The organism is Synechococcus sp. H60.3, assembly GCF_047462295.1.
GTDB lineage: Bacteria > Cyanobacteriota > Cyanobacteriia > Thermostichales > Thermostichaceae > Thermostichus.
This window is the reverse complement of sequence record NZ_JANSIY010000042.1, coordinates 1-20553: the sequence shown is the minus strand read 5'-3', so window position 1 is coordinate 20553 and position 20553 is coordinate 1. Positions and strand designations below refer to the sequence as shown.

At 61.7% G+C, this 20553-nt stretch carries 17 protein-coding genes; 12 read left to right on the top strand and 5 right to left on the bottom strand.

Annotated elements, in window-relative coordinates:
• Positions 1 to 256: 256 nt before the first annotated feature.
• On the top strand, positions 257 to 1234 hold the full coding sequence (locus NW841_RS06350) for an alpha-ketoacid dehydrogenase subunit beta (RefSeq protein ID WP_414365502.1): 978 nt from the start codon (positions 257 to 259) through the stop codon (positions 1232 to 1234).
• 109 nt (positions 1235 to 1343) lie between these two features.
• Positions 1344 to 2549: an NAD(P)/FAD-dependent oxidoreductase gene (locus NW841_RS06345; RefSeq protein ID WP_414385868.1), complete on the top strand. Its 1206-nt coding sequence runs from the start codon at positions 1344 to 1346 to the stop codon at positions 2547 to 2549.
• A 25-nt stretch (positions 2550 to 2574) separates the two neighbouring features.
• Here the strand turns inward: NW841_RS06345 and dnaG are convergent, their stop codons facing one another.
• Entirely contained in the window at positions 2575 to 4482 is a 1908-nt protein-coding gene (gene dnaG / locus NW841_RS06340) for a DNA primase (RefSeq protein ID WP_414385866.1), read from the bottom strand.
• A gap of 145 nt (positions 4483 to 4627) precedes the next feature.
• On the opposite strand from dnaG, the gene NW841_RS06335 reads away from it, so the two are divergent.
• From NW841_RS06335 to NW841_RS06320, 4 genes are all read left to right on the top strand, one after another.
• Entirely contained in the window at positions 4628 to 4975 is a 348-nt protein-coding gene (locus NW841_RS06335; RefSeq protein WP_414385864.1) for a c-type cytochrome, read from the top strand.
• Positions 4975 to 5307, top strand: a complete 333-nt coding sequence (locus NW841_RS06330; protein ID WP_414365495.1) for a hypothetical protein — start codon at positions 4975 to 4977, stop codon at positions 5305 to 5307. The genes NW841_RS06335 and NW841_RS06330 overlap by 1 nt, the downstream gene beginning before the upstream one ends.
• Positions 5308 to 5396: 89 nt before the next feature.
• On the top strand, positions 5397 to 5957 hold the full coding sequence (locus NW841_RS06325; protein ID WP_414385862.1) for a YcnI family protein: 561 nt from the start codon (positions 5397 to 5399) through the stop codon (positions 5955 to 5957).
• Positions 5944 to 7584, top strand: a complete 1641-nt coding sequence (locus tag NW841_RS06320) for a copper resistance CopC/CopD family protein (RefSeq protein ID WP_414385860.1) — start codon at positions 5944 to 5946, stop codon at positions 7582 to 7584. The genes NW841_RS06325 and NW841_RS06320 overlap by 14 nt, the downstream gene beginning before the upstream one ends.
• Here the strand turns inward: NW841_RS06320 and NW841_RS06315 are convergent.
• Both NW841_RS06315 and NW841_RS06310 read right to left on the bottom strand, forming a co-directional pair.
• The gene (locus NW841_RS06315) at positions 7581 to 10421 is read right to left on the bottom strand and encodes a tetratricopeptide repeat protein (RefSeq protein ID WP_414385859.1); all 2841 of its coding nucleotides are present in this window, start codon (positions 10419 to 10421) and stop codon (positions 7581 to 7583) included. The two genes, NW841_RS06320 and NW841_RS06315, sit on opposite strands and share 4 nt — an antisense overlap.
• Before the next feature lie 84 nt (positions 10422 to 10505).
• A complete protein-coding gene (locus NW841_RS06310) occupies positions 10506 to 10904 on the bottom strand; it encodes a DUF4346 domain-containing protein (RefSeq protein ID WP_414365489.1) in 399 nt (132 codons plus the stop codon).
• Between the two features lie 249 nt (positions 10905 to 11153).
• On the opposite strand from NW841_RS06310, the gene NW841_RS06305 reads away from it, so the two are divergent.
• The 6 genes from NW841_RS06305 to NW841_RS06280 all read left to right on the top strand — a co-directional run bounded on the left by NW841_RS06305 (position 11154) and on the right by NW841_RS06280 (position 18561).
• On the top strand, positions 11154 to 12188 hold the full coding sequence (locus NW841_RS06305; RefSeq protein ID WP_414372500.1) for an HD domain-containing phosphohydrolase: 1035 nt from the start codon (positions 11154 to 11156) through the stop codon (positions 12186 to 12188).
• Positions 12189 to 12222: 34 nt separating this feature from the next.
• A complete protein-coding gene (locus NW841_RS06300) occupies positions 12223 to 12540 on the top strand; it encodes a YlxR family protein (protein ID WP_414365486.1) in 318 nt (105 codons plus the stop codon).
• Positions 12541 to 12925: 385 nt separating this feature from the next.
• Complete coding sequence (gene infB, locus NW841_RS06295; RefSeq protein WP_414385858.1) at positions 12926 to 16033, top strand: translation initiation factor IF-2; 3108 nt, start codon at positions 12926 to 12928, stop codon at positions 16031 to 16033.
• A 108-nt stretch (positions 16034 to 16141) separates the two neighbouring features.
• On the top strand, positions 16142 to 17971 hold the full coding sequence (locus NW841_RS06290) for a proline--tRNA ligase (protein WP_414385856.1): 1830 nt from the start codon (positions 16142 to 16144) through the stop codon (positions 17969 to 17971).
• Between the two features lie 21 nt (positions 17972 to 17992).
• A complete protein-coding gene (locus NW841_RS06285) occupies positions 17993 to 18298 on the top strand; it encodes a hypothetical protein (RefSeq protein ID WP_414385854.1) in 306 nt (101 codons plus the stop codon).
• Entirely contained in the window at positions 18295 to 18561 is a 267-nt protein-coding gene (locus tag NW841_RS06280) for a hypothetical protein (protein WP_414385853.1), read from the top strand. Before NW841_RS06285 ends, NW841_RS06280 begins: the two co-directional genes overlap by 4 nt.
• A 152-nt stretch (positions 18562 to 18713) precedes the next feature.
• On the opposite strand, the gene NW841_RS06275 is transcribed toward NW841_RS06280, so the two are convergent.
• Together NW841_RS06275 and NW841_RS06270 are read right to left on the bottom strand one after the other, a co-directional pair.
• Positions 18714 to 19760, bottom strand: coding sequence for a hypothetical protein (locus tag NW841_RS06275; RefSeq protein ID WP_414333114.1), 1047 nt, complete (start codon positions 19758 to 19760; stop codon positions 18714 to 18716).
• A gap of 258 nt (positions 19761 to 20018) precedes the next feature.
• A complete protein-coding gene (locus NW841_RS06270; RefSeq protein WP_414365478.1) occupies positions 20019 to 20444 on the bottom strand; it encodes a hypothetical protein in 426 nt (141 codons plus the stop codon).
• Between the last annotated feature and the right edge of the window lie 109 nt (positions 20445 to 20553).

Below are 20553 nucleotides of genomic sequence, written 5' to 3'. Positions count from 1 at the left end.
GGCAAAAAAGGGCCTGGAAGAGGGGGGGCAAGAGGCCTGAAAGCCTTGTGGGGCAAGGCATCGAGCGGGTCAACGAAGGAATCGGCCTTTGCGGGATTTGGCGAGGCGCTCGCGGAGCTGCTGCTACCGTTTTTGTGCTCTCTTAGAAACATTGCTGGGGTCGGGATCCCTGGATAGGGGCAAGGGGTTTGGATCCCTGCCGGCGTAATGGTTTAATGGAGGTTCAGCAACATTTTTTAAGCAACAGTTGCCCTCTATGGCCGAGACCTTCCTTTACAATGCCTTGCGTGCCGCCCTCGACGAAGAGATGGCTCGGGATCCCAACGTGTTTGTCCTCGGAGAGGATGTGGGCCACTACGGCGGCTCCTACAAAGTCACCAAAGACCTGTATCGCAAGTACGGGGAGATGCGCCTCCTGGACACCCCCATTTGCGAAAACAGCTTCACCGGCTTGGCCATCGGGGCAGCGATGACCGGCTTGCGGCCGGTGGTGGAAGGGATGAACATGGGCTTTTTGCTCCTGGCCTTCAACCAAATTGCCAACAATGCCGGCATGCTGCGCTACACGTCTGGCGGCAATTTCAAGATCCCGCTGGTGATCCGCGGGCCAGGTGGGGTGGGACGCCAGTTGGGAGCCGAGCACTCGCAGCGGCTGGAGGCCTACTTTCAAGCGGTGCCCGGCCTGAAGATTGTAGCCTGCTCCACTCCGTACAATGCCAAGGGTCTGCTCAAGTCGGCCATCCGCGACGACAACCCCGTTCTCTTTTTCGAGCATGTGCTCCTCTACAACCTCAAAGAAGACCTGCCGGAGGAGGAGTACCTGTTGCCCCTAGACAAGGCGGAAGTTGTCCGCACGGGCTCTGACGTTACCATCCTCACCTACTCGCGCATGCGCCACCACGTGCTCAAAGCTGTGGACACCCTAGTGCAGCAGGAGATCGACCCTGAGGTTATTGACTTGATCTCCCTCAAGCCTCTCGATATGGAGACCATTGCCGCCTCGGTGCGCAAAACCCACCGGGTGGTCATTGTCGAAGAAGACATGAAAACGGGCGGCATTGGGGCAGAGCTGACGGCCCGCATCATGGAAGAACTGTTTGACGAGCTGGACGCGCCCGTAGTGCGTTTGGCTTCCCAAGACATTCCCACCCCCTACAACGGCACGCTGGAAGCGGCCACCATCGTGCAGCCAGCAGATATTGTGGCGGCGGTGGAGCGGCTCCTCTACGGATAAACGCCAGATGACTCTATAACAAACACCGTTGAACTTCGGCGAGAACCGGGGGGAACACTCAATCAGGACTCAGGGAGGCTGGGTTCCTCTTCAGGGCAACGAGGGCAGCATGGCCAATTACGACTGGATCGTCATCGGCGGTGGGATCACCGGAGCGGCCTTGAGCTACGAGCTGGCCCGTCGAGGAGGATCCGTTCTTCTCCTTGAAAAGGAGGCGCTGCCGCCCAGTGCCACGCGCTACAGCTACGGTGGCCTGGCCCATTGGGCGGGGAAAACCCCCCTGCTCAAAGCCCTGGGGGAAGAAGGGATCCACCGTTACCGCACCCTCTCAGAGGAGCTGGAGGCAGACATTCACTTTCGCGAGCTGGATCTGCTCCTGCCGATTGCTCCTGGCTACTCTGTGGAAAATGTGGAGGCGGATCTGGCTGACTGTCGCATCCCACCCCAGCGCATTTCCGTGGAGACGGCCTGTGAGCTGGAGCCCCTCTTGAATCCGGTGGCCCTGGAGAGCGTGCTCTGGGCGCGACATGGCCACATTCACCCCTGGCTGACGACGCTGGCCTTTCAGAAGGCTTTCCAACGCCTGGGGGGATCCCTGCTTTTGCAAACCGTAACCGGCTTGCGGCGGCAGGGGCAGCGGATCACGGGGGTGGAGACCCCTACAGGCTGCTATGGGGCAGCCCAGGTGGTGGTGTGCGCCGGCGGCTGGACACGGGCTCTGTTGCGCCAGGCCGGGATCTGGGCCCCTATCTACTTCACCCACGCCGAATCTCTTGAGCTGGAGCCTGCAGAGGTGCGGTTGAGAACCATCGTCATGAGTGCGCCCGTGCAGCGGCTGGAGCTGGAGCGGCAAGCCGGCCACCCCGACCGGGATCCCCTCTGGGACAAGCCGGGGCAGGAGATCTGCCCGCCGATTTTGGATGTCGGGATCCTGCAATTTCTAGACGGCAGCCTTCGCCTGGGCCAGATCAGTCGGGTGCTGACGGATCCCCAGGCCGAGGTGGATGCCGCCGCTAGCGAAGCGCAAATCCGCTCCCAAGCAGAGCGCTACTTGCCGGCAGTAGCTCACTTGCCCGGGCGCTGGCGCCACTGCTTAGTGGCCTTTAGCAGCGATCACCACCCTCTGGTGGGATCCCTGCCCGGCTGGGAAGGGCTGCAACTCTTTTCCGGCTTCAGCAACCCCTTGGCCATTGTGCCGGCCTTGGCCCGCCGCTTTGCCCAGCAGGCCTACGGACAGGCCGATGAGTGGCTTCCCAGTCTCTCACCAGCGCGCTTTGCTGGATCCTCAGCCGCTGCCCCTCTCCCTCAGGGATAGGGGCAAAAGAATCCTCCCTCCTTGCTCAAGACCCCTCCTCAGCCGGCGGTGTCTCCAGCAGGTCTTCCAGGCTCAGTTGGACTTGGCGCTGCAAGGCCCGAATGGCTTGATATTCCTGTTGAATACTGGCCTGGTACTGGGCAGCAAGGGCGGTGTTGCCCTCGGAAAAGGCTTGATCCCAAAGCTGGGTCCAGTAGCGGTAGCGCTTTTGGCGAATCTCCAGCTCCATGTTGGCCAAGGCGGCGCGCACCACCAGCTGGGGGCGCATCAGGGCAATACGGGTTGTTTCATCCAGCCAGAGCAGGTGGCTAAGGCGCTCGTTGAGCTCATCGTCTTGGGCGCAGAGGGTGCGCAAAGCCGTCAGCAGAGCCTCTCCCTGCTCTTCCAGCTCCGGTTGCGCTGCCAGTAGCTCCAAGATCCGCTGCCACAACTCCCGGTGGGGACGGAAGCTAAATTGCAGCTCGCGCTCCAGCAAGGTGTGGCGGATCTCGCGGCGGTACTCGGCAAAATGCAGGAAGATCTGCAGAAGGTGGGACTCTGCTTGCAACAGTTTGGATCCCTTGTTGGCAGAAAGTTGCTGGGGTTGAGCCCAGCGGTGCTGGCGTACGGCACGGCGCAGATCCTCTTCCAGGTCGCGGCTAAGGCGGGCGTTGCCGCGGCTAAGCAATTCCGCCACCTTGTGAATGTACAGAGAGCGCCACTGTCCGCCCAAGCCAGCCAACAAGTGCACCAGCGCCTGATAGGCCTGCTGGAAATCGGCAGCTTGGCTGAGATCTCGACCGGCCAGCACCTGCTCAATCCGCCAATCCAGCCATAGGGGAGCCTGAGCCAGCAGGGCCTCCAATTGGGAAGCGGGGTGCTGCCGCAGGAACTCGTCGGCATCTTTCCCAGCGGGGAGGGTGAGGATGCGCAGCTCAATTTCCCCCCGCCGCGCTTGCTCTTCAATGGCTGCGATAGCCCGGTTGGCGGCGTTGAACCCGGCGGGGTCGGCATCGAAGTTGAGAATGAGCCGCTTAGACTGCGTATAGCGCAGCAAGGCCTTGACCTGCTGCGGCGTCAGGGCCGTGCCCATGGCGGCTACGGCATAGGCAATCCCGGCTTGGTGCAGGGCGATGACATCGAAATAGCCCTCCACCACCAAGACCTGGTCGGCCTTGGCAATGGCCTCGCGGGCAAAGTTGAGGCCATAGACCACCTGGCTCTTGTTAAAGAGCTCCGTTTCCGGGGAGTTGAGGTATTTGGGCTGCTCCTCTCCCAAGGCTCTACCGGCAAAGCCAATTACCCGCCCCTGGGGATCAAAAATGGGCAGCATGATGCGGTTGCGGAAGCGGTCGTAGTGGCCGGATCCCTGCTGGCGCGGCACCAGCAAGCCGGCTTCTTCCAGGAGCTTGACCGGCTGACCCTTCTGGTTAACCAGGTATTCGTAGAGCGACTGCCACCCAGGGGGAGCAAAGCCAATTTGAAACTTTTGCCAAGTCTCTTCGCTCAGGCGCCGGCTGTGCAAATACTCGCGGGCTGCAGCTCCCACCTGGGAGCGGAGAGCATGCCGATAGAAATCGGCAGCCAGGGCCAAAATCTCCAGCAGCTTTTCCCGGTGGGAGAGTTGGCGCTCGTAGTCCTGGGACAGGGATCCCTTTGGCTCCGGCAGGGGCAGGTGGTAGCGCTGGGCCAGGCGGCGCACGGCCTCGGCAAAGGAAAGGTGCTCGGTCTGGCTGATAAAGCGAATCACATCTCCCCCGGCACCGCAGGCGAAGCACTTGTAGATCTGCTTGCTGGGGCTGACCTGAAAGCTGGGCTTGTGGTCGTTGTGGAAAGGGCAGAGGCCGACAAAGTTTTTCCCCTGCTTGCGCAGCACCACCTTTTCCGCCACCACCTCGACGATGTCGGCTTTCTGGCGCACTAACTGGATGAAGTCTGGCGGCAGACTGCTCATAACCCTGGGGATCCTACACCCCATGGTACCTGCAGGGGACTTGACAGGCTGTCTTTTGACCTGACCTGACCTGCCGGAGATAATGGTCTGGCTTCAAAAGCTGGATTTTTCCATGAACGGTCTTTTGCAGATTGTTGAGAGGAAAATGCGGATTGTCAAACTTTTCTTGCTGCTTTTGCTGGTCGGTGCTGCTGTCTTTTGGGGCCCACAAGTGGCTTCTGCGGAACCGGATTTGGCCTTGGGAGCTAAGGTCTTTCAAGCCAAGTGTGTGGGCTGTCACTTGAACGGGCGCAACAGTTTGGTGGCAGCGAAAAACCTCTCTCTGGCGGCTCTTCATGAGTACCACGTGGATACCCCTGAGCTAATCCAGGCCCAGGTGCGCAACGGCAAAGGGGCCATGCCCGCTTTTGGCAAGCTGCTCAAGCCAGAAGAAATCGAAGCCGTGGCCGCCTACGTTCTAGACCGGGCTGAGCACAACTGGAGCAAAGGCTAATGGCCCAGGAGAGGACTCAAGATCTGACCCTGGCACCTCAGATGCCGCAGGAGCAGAGCTGTGGAGCACAGGGATCCCGCCGCAAAATCTTGTCGGTTGGGGTGGGGGCTCATGGTTTGGTGGCGGTGGGCATTTCTGCCCATGGGGTGGTGGCCATCGGCGTGGTGACCCACGGCATTCTCTCCATTGGCCTGGTGGCCATGGGCGCCCTCTCCTTTGGGCTGGTGTCGATGGGCTTGGCCAGCGCCGGCCTGGTGTCCATGGGCCTTTCCAGTTGGGGTCAGCACAGCATGAGCGTGACCGAATCCCACGGATCCCATCCCCATCCTTAGGTTTTGTTGGCCGGATCCTGACCGGTTCTCTTTCCACCTAGCGTTGTTAAGGAGTATTTACAATGTTCAGTTGACACAGTTACCTCGCCTTGGCCAAGAAATCTCTGCTGGCCCTGGGAATGAGCGTTGTGCCCCTTTCTTCTGCTTGGGCCCATGTGACCGTCCATCCCAAAGAGGCCCCGGCGGGCAGCGTTGCCAAGCTCACCTTCCGCGTGCCCCATGGCTGCGATGGCTCCCCGACCATTCGCCTGCGGGTGCAGATCCCGGAAGGGGCCACCTCGGTGAAGCCGATGGTGCACCCCCTCTGGAAAATTGAGACGGTGAAAAAGCCGCTGGATAAGCCCTACGAGTCCCACGGGAAGATGATCACCGAAACAGTGGCCGAGGTGATCTGGAGCGGCGGATCCCTGCCGGATGAGTTCATGGATGAGTTCAGCCTCAGCCTCAGGCTGCCGGATCGCCCCGGCGAGACTATCCCCATCCCGGTCATCCAGGAGTGTGAACAAGGCATGTACCGCTGGATCCAGGTGGCGCAGCCGGGGGAGGATCCCAAAAACCTGCCAGAGCCGGCGCCGCTGCTGAAGCTGACGGACAAAGGAGAGACCCACGGCCACGGACAGGGACACAGCCACGGCCATGGCGCTCGCTAGCCGGGTTGCCACTGGAATCCTGGCTTTTTTGCAAAAAGGGATCCTCTTCTGGCTCCTGGGCACCCTGCTGTGGGTGGGCGGGATCCAGCCCGTTTTTGCCCATGCCAGCTTGCTCTCCACCTTTCCCGAAGATGGAGCGATGCTGCAGGAAGCGCCGGCGCAGGTGCGGCTGGTCTTCAATGAACCTGTGCAGCTCACGCAGCTCCAGGTTCTGGACGGCAACGGCCAGGTGCTGCCCCTGGAAAACTTGGTCGGCACGGGCAACGCACCGCAGGGGGATTTACCGGCGGAGATCCCGGAAGGGGTTTACATCGTCAGTTGGCGGGCCATCTCTGCCGATTCCCATCCGGTGAGTGGTTCGTTTGCCTTTCAGGTGGGGACGGCGGATCCGGGGCTGTTGCAGGCGGCGAGGGCAGCCCAAGCGGGGGATCCCTTCTATTGGCCGCTGGTGGGAGTGCGCTGGGGGATCTACCTGGGCAGCCTGTTTGTGGTGGGCGTGCTGGGCTGGTGGCGGCTGGTGCGGGGGCGGTCGGGCCCTGCAGATCAAATAGAGCTCTCTGCCGAGATCTGGGCTTTTGCGGCTGCCTGGCTCACCCTCAGCCTGACGCTGGTGGCTTTGAGTTTGCACCTGGCCCAGCTCTACCCCCACTTTGCCGGGTCGGAGCTGCTGAGCGTGCTGGCCTCTCCCTATGGTTGGGGCACGGGGCTGCGGCTGGTGGGGCTGGGGATCCTGATCTGGGCCTGCGAGGGCGGCCCTGGCTGGGCCAACGGATTGGGGTCGATGGCGGTGATTGGCTCGTTTTTGCCCATCGGCCATGCCCTCACCAGCGAGTATCCAGCAGGGACGATGGCCCTCTTGGGGCTGCATCTAGCCGGCTCGGCTTTTTGGTTGGGGGGGTTGTGGGGGCTGGAGCGCCTGCTAAGCCATTCGCGCCAGCGGGACGGAGTCCTTGAGTTGACTCCCCCCGCAGTAGGCCTCATCCAGCGGTTTTCCGACGTGGCCACCTGGGCCGTGCCGGGGCTGGTGCTGGCAGGGGTGGGAATGGGCGGGATCCACCGCGGCTGGGACTGGGATCATCCCTACGGGCAGTACCTCTGGGCCAAGCTGCTGCTGGTGCTGATGATCCTAGGGTTGGCCGCCCACAACAAGCTGCGGCTGCTGCCGGCGCTGCGGTCGGGGGTCTGGGCGGCGGCTCGATCCCTGCAGGGGATTGTCCGCCTGGAGTTGGTGGGGCTAGTTTTGGTGCTGGCCTTAACCAGCTTTCTAGTGGCCCAAGCCCCTCCTGGGCAAGGAGCAGAACTCCCCCGGGAGCCAGCCTGCCAAGCGACATTGGGCTGGCCAGAAGGCAGCCTCCGCCTGCAGATCCTGCCCTGTCGCCCCGGCAACAACAAGGTGCAAGTGGAAGTCAAAGGGATCCCGGCCCAGGAGCTGAGCTTGGACTTTGACCTGCCCGCGCGTGGGATCCCGCCTTTGCGGCGCCAGGCCCTGCCGAAAGAACCTGGCCGGTTTGAGGTGGAAGATGTCCTCTTGCCCTTAGCGGGAGAATGGCAGATCCGGGTAAGGCTGCTAGTGAGCGACTTCGAGGAGCGACGGGAGCAAGTTAGGCTTAGGGTGGGGGATCGCTAGGAGCTGCCTAGGGAGTGAGCCTCTTCTTCCCCAAGGCGACCTTCGTATCCCTGCAACTGGAGGGCAGTCTGGAAGTCCTGACAGGCTCCTTGCCAGTCACCAAGGGCAGCGCGGGCTAGGGCGCGATTGCAGTGGGCTTTGATATGGCTGGGGTCCAGTTGGAGAACCTGCGTGTAGTCGCGGATAGCTGCCGCAAAGTCTCCCTGCTGGGCATAGGCCCAGCCGCGGTTGTTCAAGGCCCAGAGGCGCGTTTGGGGATCCAGCTCCAGTTGCAGGAGCTGGGTGTAGTCGGCCAGCGCGCTCTCGATCTCCCCCGCCTGATCCCAAAGGAGGGCCCGCCAGAAGAGGGCGTGGCGCTCCTGCGAATGCAAGAGCAGGGCCTGGGTGTAGTCGGCAATGGCCTGCTGTAGCCGGTTGGCCTGCCGGTGGAGATCCCCCCGCTGCCGGTAGGCGAGGGCCGCATCCGCCAGCCCCCAGTCGCAGTTGCAGCTCAAAGCTTGGTCAAGGTCAGCCAATGCTGCCTCCTTGTTGCCCAAAGTCAGATGTACCGCTGCCCGCAGGGCAAATCCCTGAGACGCCTGCGGCTGCGCTTGGATCAGGGCTGTGAAATCCGCCAGTGCTCCCTGCCAGTCCCCCAGCCGTTGCCGCGCCAGGCCTCGGTATAGATGGATACGGGCTATTAGATCCAGCCCACGCGGGCTCCCCGGCTGGCCTGCCCACTGCAGCGCCTGGGAGAACTCCTCACAGGCTGCCAGCCACTCTTCTTGCTCAAAATGGATCTGGCCGCGGTCAAAGTAGAGCTGCGGGTTATGGGGATCCCGCTCCAGGGCAGCCGTGTAGTCCTGCCGCGCCGCCAAGGGATCCCCCAAAAGCCGGTGAACCTGGCCGCGGCTGCTGTAGGCCCTGGCATCGCTGGGATCCAAAGCAATGGCCTGGCTCAAGTCGGCCAGAGCCGCTTCCAGATGGCCCAGATCCCGATGGGCAATCCCGCGGTTAAGGTAGGCCTTGGCCAACTGGGGATCCAGCTCCAAGGCGCGGTTGAAGTCGGCTAAAGCGCCTGCCGGATCCCCCAACTTCTGGCGAGCCAGCCCCCGGTAGCAATAGGCCTGGGCTAGTGCAGGGTTAAGGCGGAGCGCCTGTTCACAGTCCGCCAGCGCTGCCTCCAGGGCGTTGTTGCTTAGGTGGGCCATAGCCCGCTGCAGATAGAGCTCCGCCTGCCCTGCCACCTCTGCTTCAGAGCTTCCAGCAGCCTGTAGCGCAATGGCCTGAGAGAAATCCTCAATGGCCCCCTGGACATCCCCCACCGCTTGCCGGGCCAGGCCGCGGCGGTAGTAGGCCTTACTGTGACCGGGATCCAACTGTAGCGCCTGGGTGTAGTCCTCTATCGCTCCCTGGAAGTCCAGCAACTGCGCCCGCGCCACTCCCCGGTTAAAGTAGGCTTCGCCATCCTGCGGATCCCGCTTGAGGACTTCGGAGAAATCTGCCGCTGCCCCCTGGGCATCCCCGAGATAGCCGCGCACCACGCCGCGGTTAAAATAAGCCCGCACCTCCTCAGGGTTGAGCTCAAGGGCGCGGGAATAATCCTCAATCGCTTGCTGCGGCTGCTCAAGCTGCCGGTAGGCGTTGCCGCGGTTGTAGTAGGCCACTGCCCAGTGGGGATTGAGGCGGAGGGCGTGGGTATAATCGGCAACTGCCCCTTCATAGTCCCCTAGCCGGTAGCGGGCCAGGCCACGGTTGAAATAGGTGCGGGCCTCTCCCCCCGCCAGTTGAATGACGCGGGTGAAATCTTCAACTGCTCCTGCCCAGTCGCCAGTTTTGTAGCGGGCACTGCCCCGCTGGCTGTAGGCGCGGCTGTTCTGGGGATCCAGTTGAATGGCCAGGGTGTAGTCGGCAATCGCCCCCTGGAGATCCCCTTGGCGGGCTTTCTCTTGGCCACGGACCAAGAGGCGCGCTGCCAAAACCTGGTCTACCGAAAGATCAGAAGCCAGAGCTTCGTTGGAAACAGGCAGCAGGGGCCGCAGCGCCTCTAGCACCTCAGCCGCTGACTGAAAGCGCTCTTGCCAGCGGGGACAGATCATGCGATCCAAAATTACCGCTAGCGCCTCGCTAACTGGGGCCAGATCCCGCCAAAGAAGCTGGCCAGTGCGGGGATCGTCTGGGATCTTGGTGGGGGGGCGCCCAGTCAGCGCCTGAATGGCCAGCACTCCGACCGAGTAAATGTCACTACAGGGCTGCGGCTTGCCAGCAAGCTGTTCCGGGGCTATGTAGCCCACCGAGCCGATGACTGTTGCCACCTGGGTTTGGCCAGGAGCCGGGCTGACCAACCGGCCCACCTCCTTCACCGCCCCAAAGTCAATTAACACCAACTTGCCGTCGGAGTCGCGGCGCATCAGGTTGGCTGGCTTGATGTCCCGATGCACGATTTGACGGGCGTGGACATAGCGGAGGATCTCCAGGATCTCCCCCAGCAGTTTGACGACCTCCGCCTCGCTCAGGGGCTGGCCGGCCACCAGCTCTTGGCCGAGATCGTGGCCGGCAATGAACTCCTCGACTAAGTAAAACTCCTGATCCTGCTCGAAGTGGGCCAAGAGGCGGGGCACCCGGTCGTAGTGGTTGAGTTGGTTGAGAACTTTGGCTTCCCGTTCAAACAGCTTGCGAGCCGTGGCCAGGGTATAGGGATCCGTGGAGAGGGGGCGCAGGCGCTTAACTACGCAGGGGGTGCTGAAGGTATCTCGATCTACGGCCTTGTAGGTAACCCCAAACCCCCCCTGCCCCAGAAGGCCCAGGATTTCGTAGCGCCCCCGCAGAATGGTTCCCGGCTTAACCTTGTCGTCCATGATCCAGCTCGCCCCGCTGTGATCTTGGTCACGGCAAGCTGGCTCGATTCTGCCACAGGCTGCTCGCCTGCAGCGAGCTTGCCCCTAGTCCTGCACGTACTCTTCACCGGAGATCAAGGCTGCTTCTGCCTTCTGGAACTCCCGTCCTAGGTAGGCAGCGTGGCTAAGCTGGGAGACGACCTTTTCGCTTTCTTTTTCAAAGATCTGGACACACAACTCCTTGGCCGTCCGCCCGACGTACACCCGCTGTGGGGAGCGATTGACTGGCCCCCGCGCTGGGATCACCGCCCCCGTCTCCGGGTCGGTGGCCAGTCCCCGCTCGTTGATCACGGTGCTGTAATACTTGGCGCAAATGAGCTGCTGCTGCCGATCAACGTAGATAACAAAGTAGCCTGCCGGATCGAGCTCCAGGGGTCGGCGGGAAAGCTGGTCATCAATGCAGCGCACCTGCTCCCGCAAAGACTCAGAGGAAAAAGACGACATGGTAAAGTTGCCAAGAAGCTCACAAAACGGGTGCCAACGTAGCCAAGACTACCTTACATTATCCCCATTGTGGCTGAGAAATGGGCTCCCTGGAGAGTTCGATTGCTGCAGAAAAAGCCCCCTTGTTGGCCAGGGTTTTGGTTAAGCAATTGGCGGCGGCTTAAAGCAAGTTCAGTGGAAAGGCGGATGCTTGCCAGTGGGAGCTGAGATTACGCTAGAGGCAGCGAGCTAGGGATAGTCTCTGCCAAGATGCAATCGGCCCAAGCTGAGAGGCTAGTGGGGGTTGGAATCCCTGAGATAACACCTTCTGGAGAGCAGGAGCCGGCGGGCCATCTCCTCATCGTGGACGATCAGCCCCACAGTCGCCTGTTGCTGGGGGATCTGTTGGAGAGCATTGGCTATCGCGTCAGCGAGGCGGAAAACGGCCAGCAAGCCCTGCAGATGCTGCCAACCTTGCAGCCGGATCTGATCTTGTTGGATGTGATGATGCCGGGATTGGATGGGTTCGAGGTCTGTCGGCGCATCAAGGCCGATGAGGAGACCCGCTTAATCCCGGTGGTGTTGATTACAGCGGCCGGCGGCCGCAAAAACCGCGTGCGTGGCATCGAGGTCGGAGCCGATGACTTCCTGAGCAAGCCCTTTGATGAGGCGGAATTGCTGGCGCGGGTGCGGTCCCTCGTTTACCAAAAGCACCTTAATGAAGACCTGGATCATGCTGCCCAGGTTTTATTTGCCATTGCCCGCAGCGTAGAAAGCCGGGATCCCACCACCGGGGATCACTGTGAGCGTCTGGCACAACTGGCCAAGGCCTTCGGTGAGTTTCTCCAGCTACCCCGTCCCTTGATCAAGGCGCTGACCTGGGGAGCCTATCTGCACGACATCGGCAAAGTGGGCATACCCGACGCCATTTTGAGCAAAACGGGCAAACACACGCCGGAAGAGTGGGAGGTGATGAAATCCCACGTCTTGATCGGGGAGGAGATCTGCCGCCCGCTGCGCACCATGAAGGATGTGCTGCCCCTCATCCGCCACCACCACGAGCGCTGGGACGGCAGCGGCTATCCCGATGGCCTCAAGGGAGAAGAGATCCCACTGGTGGCCCGCATCTTCCAGATTGCCGATATCTACGACGCCCTTACCTCGGAGCGACCCTACAAGCGAGCCTTCACTGTCCAAGAAGCCATGGACATCCTGCGGGAAGAAACGGCCAAGGGCTGGCGGGATCCCTACTTGGTGGAGCGTTTCTTTGAATTTCTGAGGTCACGACTGCCCCAGTTGGAGTAGGCTGGGGTAGGTAGGCCCTTCAAGACAAGATCCTTTGGTCAGCAGGGATCCTCTACGGCGCTGTGTAGGTTGTCGCCAGTTGTTTCCCCGCTCCCAACTGTGGCGGCTGGTTAGGCAATACGATACTCACCAGGTGCTTCTGGACAAGGGCATGGGCCGTTCTGCCTACCTGTGTCGCCGGCTAGAATGTCTGCGGGCAGCGCGGCGGAAGCAGCAGCTCAGCAGAGCTCTCAAGGCAGCAGTGCCCGACTCGCTGTGGCAACTGCTGGAGCAGCAACTGCTGTGCGATGCTAAGGCCCAGAGCCCCCAGGAAACCTTAGCTCCGGGGGCAAGCGCTTTAGACAAAACCTAGGCAGCTCCAGAATTGGCCAAGTAAGATATTGAAACACCTTTTCAGGCTCATCCAGTCGCGAACTACACGGTAGCCCCTCTCAACTGTCAGAATAGGGGTTGGTTGAGTTAGCCGCGGCCGGCCTGTATGAGCCGCAAAAAGGTTATTCTAAAAGCGCTGTTGATGTTGGTTCCTTCCCCGGTTGTCTTACACTTTATGTCCCCTGCGGATGCTTTCAAAGCAGCTTCGGACTTGGATTCCCTCCAGTCTCCACCCTTGGAAGGATTGACGAGACATTCTCGATGTACCGGAGGAAGCACCTACACACCCAACAGGTTTACTCCTACCCACTAATTATCTGGATTGTAAAACTGACAAGGAGAAAGGAGCAGAGGCTAACAGACGAATGACCGATAAAGTCAGACTTTACGACATTGCCCGCGAACTGGGACGTGACAATCGCGAGGTGCTAGAGGCTTGTGAGCAGTTGGGGATCCCTTTCAAAAGCCATAGCAGCACCATTTCTCCAGAGCAAGCCGAGTTGGTGCGCAGCAAACTGGGTGAACCTCGCGTTGTGAAACCGACTCGTCCCCGGCTCCGGCCCAAGCTGCAGCCTGAGAGCTCTCAACCGCAGTCTCCCGTCGAAGCCAAAGCAAGTGAGCGCTCTCAGCACATTGTCGGCATTCGCCGGCCTGCTCCTGCTCAGCAGCAAGCTGCTGCTGGTGAGGCCAGTTCTTCCAAGCCTTCGCTGCAGCGACCCGACCAGGTCTCCTCCGAAAAAGGGTCCACCGGTGGCAGCCTAGAATTGATAGGCCCGCCGCGGCGACAAGTCGATCCGCCTGTGCGCCCGGCTGCCCAGGAGCCGCAGCCGGCAGCTCCTCCGACTCGCCCTGAGGCTGCTGCCAAAGCCGGCAGCTCCGAACCCAGCCCCGCTCCGGCGGCCAAGCGACCGACGGTGCTCCCTCCCCCTCGACGAGCCGCCTCTGGGCCCGAGCCACCGCAACGGGCCTCTGAATCCGGTCGCCACGACCTTTCGGAGGCGCCCTCCCCCAGCGGCGCTCCTACCTCTCGTCCTGCCGAGGAAAAGGTTTCTCCCCCTCAAGCTGGGCAGCGCCCGCGTCCGCAATTGGTGGGGGCGCCTGTTCGCCCTGGCACTCATCCCGAGCCACGCCCGCCAGTGGTCAAGAAGGAAGAGAGCTCCGGCAGCGGCAAAGCTGAGGAGGCTCCTCGTCCGCAGCGGCGGCTGGAATTGGTAGGGCCTCCTACCCGTCCTGTGGCTAAGCCTGTTCCCCCTGAGCCAGCTGCTTCCCCTCGCTTACCAGAAGGGATCCCTGAGGAACGCCCCACCCCGGTGTTGGCTGAAGCTCCCGTGCGGCCTGCTGCGCCCAAAATCAAGCGCAAGACGGTAGAAGAAGAGGACGAGGAACTGCAAGCCCTCGAACGACGGGCCAGCCGCACTCAGGCCAAGCGCAAACGCAGCCGCAGAAGAGAGGAAGGAGACGGAGACGTTCTGGATTTGGATCCCTTGACCGTCATCTCCGCTGTCAAGCAGGCGGAGCTGAACGCTCTCAAACCCTTGGCGCGCCCCACCGCCAAGCCCCCCTCCTATCGTCCGCCCGCGGCAGCGGCTGCTCCCGCCGCTCGCCCTCGCCCGGCTGCTAACCGCCCCCAGCAGCCATCGGCCTCTGCCGAAGCTAGCGCTCCTGAGGCGGCAGCAGAATCCTTGCCAGAAGAGAAGGTATTGCTCCTGGAGGGCAGCCTCACCGTGCAGGAATTGGCCCGCCGCCTGCGGGTGGCCGAAACCGAGATCATCAAAACCCTCTTCTTCAAAGGAGTGAGGGTGACCATCAACCAGGTTTTGGACGAGTCGCTGGCTGAGTCGGTAGCCAAAGAGTTGGGCTACGAAGTGCGTCGGCCCGAGGCAGAGCCCAAAGCTAAGAAAACCGAGATGCTCGATCTGGAGGACATCGAGCATCTGGTGCCCCGTCCGCCAGTGGTGACCATCATGGGCCACGTGGATCACGGCAAAACCACCCTGCTCGATGCCATCCGCCACACCAATGTGGCCCAGGGCGAGGCGGGCGGGATCACCCAGCGCATCGGCGCCTACCACGTGGACGTGGACTTTGAAGGCCAGAAGCGACGCATTGTTTTCCTGGATACTCCCGGCCACCAGGCTTTTACCGCCATGCGCGCCCGCGGTGCCCGCGTCACCGACATTGCCGTTTTGGTGGTGGCTGCCGATGACGGGGTGCAGCCGCAGACGCTGGAGGCCCTCAGCCACGCTCGGGCGGCCCAGGTTCCGATCATCGTGGCCATCAACAAGATCGACAAGCCCGGCAGCCAGCCGGAGCGCATCAAGCAGCAGTTGGCGGAGCACGGGTTGTTGCCGGAGGAGTGGGGTGGCGACACGCCCATGGTAGAGGTCAGCGCCCTTACCCGCCGCAACCTAGACGCGCTGCTGGAGATGATCCTGTTGGTGGCGGATGTGGCCGAGCTGCAGGCCAACCCCAACCGGCCCGCCCGCGGCACCGTGATCGAAGCCCACCTGGACAAGGCCCGCGGGCCGGTGGCCACTCTGCTGGTGCAGAACGGTACCCTGCGGGTGGGCGATACCCTGGTGGCCGGCGCTGTGCTGGGCCGAGTCAAAGCCATGATGGACGACCGCGGCCAGCGGCTGCAGGAAGCCAGGCCCTCTTCAGCGGTGCAACTGTTGGGCCTGGAGGAGGTGCCGGCGGCGGGGGATGAGTTCCAGGTGTACACCGACGAGAAAGAAGCCCGGCGGATTGCTGAGGAGCGGGCGGAAGCGCTGTGGCAAGCCCGTCTGCAACAGGCGCTGCTGTCGCGGCGGGTGAGTTTGGGCAGCATCTCTGCCAAGGCTCAGGAAGGCCAGCTCAAGGAGCTGAACCTCATTATCAAGACGGATGTCCAGGGATCCGCCGAGGCCATCCAGACGGCTTTGCAGGAGCTGCCCCAAGAGGAAGTGCGGTTGCGGGTGCTGCTGGCGGCCCCTGGGGAGATTACAGAGACTGACGTGGATTTGGCGGCAGCTAGCGACGCCATTATCCTCGGTTTCAACACCACCTTCGCCCCCGGCGCGCGGCAGGCTGCCGACGACAAGGGGGTGGATGTGCGCGAATACGACATCATCTACAACCTGCTGGACGACTTGCGGGCAGCGATGGAGGGCCTGCTGGAGCCGGAGGAGGTGGAAGAGCCCTTGGGCCAGGCGGAAGTGCGTATGGTGATCCCCATCAGCCGCGGTGCGGTTGCCGGTAGCTACGTGCTCTCCGGCAAGGTGCAGCGCAATGCTCTGGTGCGGGTTCGCCGCAAAGGGGAGGTGGTTTACGAAGGACGCCTCGACTCCCTCAAGCGCTTCAAGGACGACGTGCGGGAGGTGGCCGCCGGTTTCGAGTGCGGGATCGGCATCGAGAAGTTCCACGCTTGGCAAGAGGGGGACATCATCGAGGTCTACCAGATGGTCACCAAGCGACGGACACTGGCTCCTGCCTAGTCCCAGCCGGTGGTAGAGTTTCAGGGATCCCAGCCCCAAGGGATCCCTGGGGAGAGTTTCCCCCCAAAGCAATGGAGAAAATCTTAAGTGGCCAGAGGGAGGAAATGGATGCAACAGAGCCAGAGACTGAGCCAGATGTTGTTTGTGACGCTGCGGGAGGATCCCGCCGAAGCAGAACTGCCCAGCCACAAGTTGCTGCTGCGGGGCTGCTTTATCCGGCGGCTCTCCCCGGGGATCTACACCTATTTGCCGCTCCTCTGGCGGGTGCTGCAGAAGATCTCGGACATTGTCCGGGAAGAGATGAACGCCATTGGCGCTCAGGAGTGTCTGCTGCCCCAGTTGCAGCCGGCGGAGATCTGGCGGGAATCGGGCCGCTGGGACGTGTACACCCAAGCCGAAGGGATCATGTTTGCCCTCAAAGATCGGCAGGGACGCGAGCAGGCCCTGGGCCCCACCCATGAAGAGGTGATCACCCTGCTGGCGCGGGATCTGATCCGCTCCTATCGCCAGTTGCCGCAGACCCTCTATCAAATCCAGACCAAGTTCCGCGACGAGATTCGGCCCCGCTTTGGCCTGATGCGTGGGCGGGAATTCATCATGAAAGACGCCTACTCCTTCCACGCCAACGAAGAGAGCCTGCGCCAGACCTACCAGGACATGTACCGGGCCTACAGCCGCATCCTGCGCCGCTGCGGGCTGGAGTTTCGCGTGGTGGATGCCGACGCCGGAGCCATTGGCGGGCCATCCGCGGCTTCTCAGGAGTTTATGGTGTTGGCCTCTGCCGGCGAAGACGAGATCCTCTACACCCCCGATGGCTCTTATGCCGCCAATGTGGAGAAGGCCGTCTCCCTTCCGCCACCGGCAGCAGACTCCCCCTACACCACCTTCCAGGTTCTGGACACGCCGGGAACCGAAACCATCGAGAAGCTGGCCGATTTCTTGAAGATCTCCCCCACGCTGATTGTCAAAAACGTCCTCTACCAAGCCCTTTACGACAACGGCCTGCGGGTGGTGGTGCTGCTGAGCATTCGCGGCGATCAAGAGGTGAATGAGGTAAAACTGGCCAACCACCTCAGCCGTCTGGCGGAGCGTTACCAGGCCCACAAATTGCTCACCCTCACCCTGGCGGACGCGGAGATCCAGAAAAGCTGGCAAGGGGATCCGATCCCGGTGGGCTACATCGCCCCCGACCTACCGGATAGCTGCCTGGGCCGGCAGAAACACTTTGCCCCTCAGATCTTGCGCCTAGTTGACCAGACGGCAGCCCTGCTGAAAAACTTTGTAACCGGCAGCAACCAGGTGGGGCGGCACGTGGTGGGGGCCAACTGGGGCGAGCAGTACCCTCTGCCGGAGGTGGTGGACGTGCGCAAAGCCCAGGCAGGGGATCGCTGTCTGCTCAACCCCGACCAGATTCTGGAAACCGCCCGTGGCATCGAGATTGGGCACATCTTCCAGTTGGGCCTCAAGTTTTCGCTGCCGATGCGGGCCACCTTTACCGACGAGCAGGGCGTCGAGCAGCCGCTGTGGATGGGCTGCTACGGCATTGGGGTATCGCGCCTGGCCCAGGCGGCGGTGGAACAATCCCACGATGCCCATGGGATCATCTGGCCGGTGGCCATTGCCCCCTATCACGTGGTGGTGGTGGTGCCTAACGTCTCCGACCCGGCGCAGATGCAGGTGGCGGAAAAGTTGGTGCAGGAACTGGCTGCTGCCGGCATCGAGACCCTCTGGGACGACCGGGACGAGCGGGCCGGCGTCAAGTTCAAAGATGCGGATCTCATCGGGATCCCTTACCGCCTTACCACCGGGCGCAGTCTTAAGCAGGGCAAGGTGGAATTGGCCGAGCGGGCCACCGGCCAAGCGGTAGAAATTCCCATTGAGGAAGTGGTGGCTACCCTGAAAGAGCGGATTGCTGCTGCCCTAGCCGTGCCAGATTGAGTAGGGCTTTTGTCGTCACCAATGCTGAAAGGCAGCCTCGATTATCTATTGCGCGGCAAGAACATCCTGCCGGTGGTGGAAGCCAAAAAGGACGATCTGACGCGGGCTTTTGTCCAAATGGCGGTGGAGATGATCGCCCTGGCCCAGGTGGAGCCGCAAACGCAGATCTACGGCGCCGTCACCATCGGATCTATCTGGCAATTCGGACAGATCCTTGGGGATCCACAGACAATCCGACAAGACTTGACCTTGTACCGAGTACCGGAAGATCTGGAGAGCGTTGCCGGCATCCTCACGGCCATGGTAGGGGATCCCAGCCAACCATGAAACCCAAAACCCTCTGGTTTGCCCTGCAATTGATGGTGGCCGCCGCGGTTATCAGCGCGGCGATCAAATACGGTGGCCCCTATCTGGCCTTGCCGGAGACCCTGCCGGTGATCCTCGCCATGATCGTCTCGCCCACCTTGGTCATGGCCAGGATCCTGTGGCGCTGGCAACAGCGGTCTTCTCTTTCCCCAACCCGCGTCCAAGAGGCCCTGCCAACTGCAAACTCTGAGAACCCAAAAGTCTCTCAGCCGCCTTCCGATTGACCCTCACCCCCAGCCCCTCTCCCAGAGGTGAGCCCAAGCGCTCCGCGCCGCTAGCGCGACCACCCCCAGCCCCTCTCCCTCTGGGAGAGGGGAGCTTGGCCGCCACTGCCAGACCGGCAGGCCGACAACCTCAGTCCAACTAAGTGGACAGCCTACTGCTGGGTGAGGCGCAAGGTCACCGTCGGGCTGGTTTGGTTGCCAGAGGTGGCCGTGAGATTGATCTGATACACGGTGCCGGAGGCCGGAATGGGCGGCCGCACCGTAACGGTGAAGCGGCCTTGGGCATCGGCTTGCACGGTTTGGTTGGTCACCGTCTGTTGGGCGCTGATGATGCCCCCCAGCGAGGTCGAAGCCGTTACATTCACCCGCACGGAAGCATTGGGAGCCGTGGTGCCCTGCAGCGTAAAGGAAGAGCCGGCAACCCGATCCCCATCGCGCAAGTTGGTGATCTGGGGCAGCAGGCTGGAGGGGCTGATCGTCGCGGAAACCTCTTGGGTGGTGAGCCGCTGGATCCCCCCAGTAGCCCCCTCGATCAGGCGGGCCGGCTGCTCTGCAGTCATAAAGCGCACCTGGCCGTTGTTTTCTAAGCGAGCGATGACGATCCCCTCACGGGTAGTATCCTTCGGCTCAATCAAGGCATTGACCACATAGGTGCCGCTGGAAACTTCCTGAGCTGGCAGAGTTTGCACCTGCCGTCCGTCCTGGACAAGGTAAACGGTTACTCGGCTGGAGGGAGTGCCCTTGACAGTTACCAGCAGGATCTCGCCCGCGGCCAAGGGGCGATTGCCGGCGTTGTGATCCACCAGGTCGATAGAGGCGCGGACGGGGCTACCCACGGTGAAGCTCCAGGTAACACGGCGGGTCACCCCCTGGGTGTTGGTGAACTCCAGCAGGACTTCCCGCCGTCCCGGCGGCAAGGGCTGGGCAGGACGGTAGGTGAAGAAATCCCGGGTAATCACCGACTCAGCAGTAACATCTTTGCCGTCCAGAAAAACCCGCACCGTCTCCGGGCGCACGCTGACCCCATCTTGGCTACGAAAAGAAGCCGAGATCGGCGAGGTGGGCTCCACATTAGTGGCCGCTTGAGCCGGGTTGGGATCCGTAATTTGCTGAGCCCTTGCCGGCGGGCCCGACAACCCCACAACAGCAGCGCCGATCAGCAAGGCACGGGGAAACCAAGAATACAAGTTATCGCTCATGAAACCATCCAAAATAAGGTTAAGCTGGCCTATAGGTGAGTAGCCCAGAGGCGGAGCAAAGTCAACCTAGACCTCCTGTTTGCATCCTGTCACAGGGGTCGATTGCTGTCGATACGCCTACACCTCCGCCTGGCTCTCCCCTAGACCCAACCCCAGTGTCAGATTTAGGTAAGGTTAACTGCCATCTAACGCCTAGGGCAAGGTTGAGAAGGCAGCCGCGAAAGCCCAGAGGCTACATTTTGCCCGTTCAAGCTGGCATCAATTCACGAAAATAGCGCCTGTCTCTTGTAAATCGAGACAATGGTCGCCGGAGACATCGTTGACCAGGCGCACTTCTACAGTGATGACATTCAAGGGATCCACGCTCACCCGGTAGCCCACCGGAGCCAACATTGGCGTGTTGATGGCCATGCAATTGGGGATGGGTAGATTGCCTATGCGCAGCGTTTCTCCCGGCGGAAGTTCCGAGATGTCCTGGCGCGGATCGGTAAAGCCGTATTCCAGAGGCAGGCCGGTGCGATTGCGGATCACCAGCTCGGCAGGCAGGTTGGGGTTGAAGCGAGCCACCGGGCGATCGAAAACCGATTGATCCACACCCACCGGCAAGCGCGGCAGCGGCACCGTCTGAAAGGCAGGCTGAGCGACAGCACGGTGTCCACCCACCCAGGCTGACAAAGCGGCCATGATCAAGCCGATTCTTTTGCTTCGTTTCGCGTACCTCATGCTTCTGCCTCAGAACGCCCCTTGGACAAAATTGGGATGTCCTTCCTCGCCTGCTTGTATTGTTCCCAAA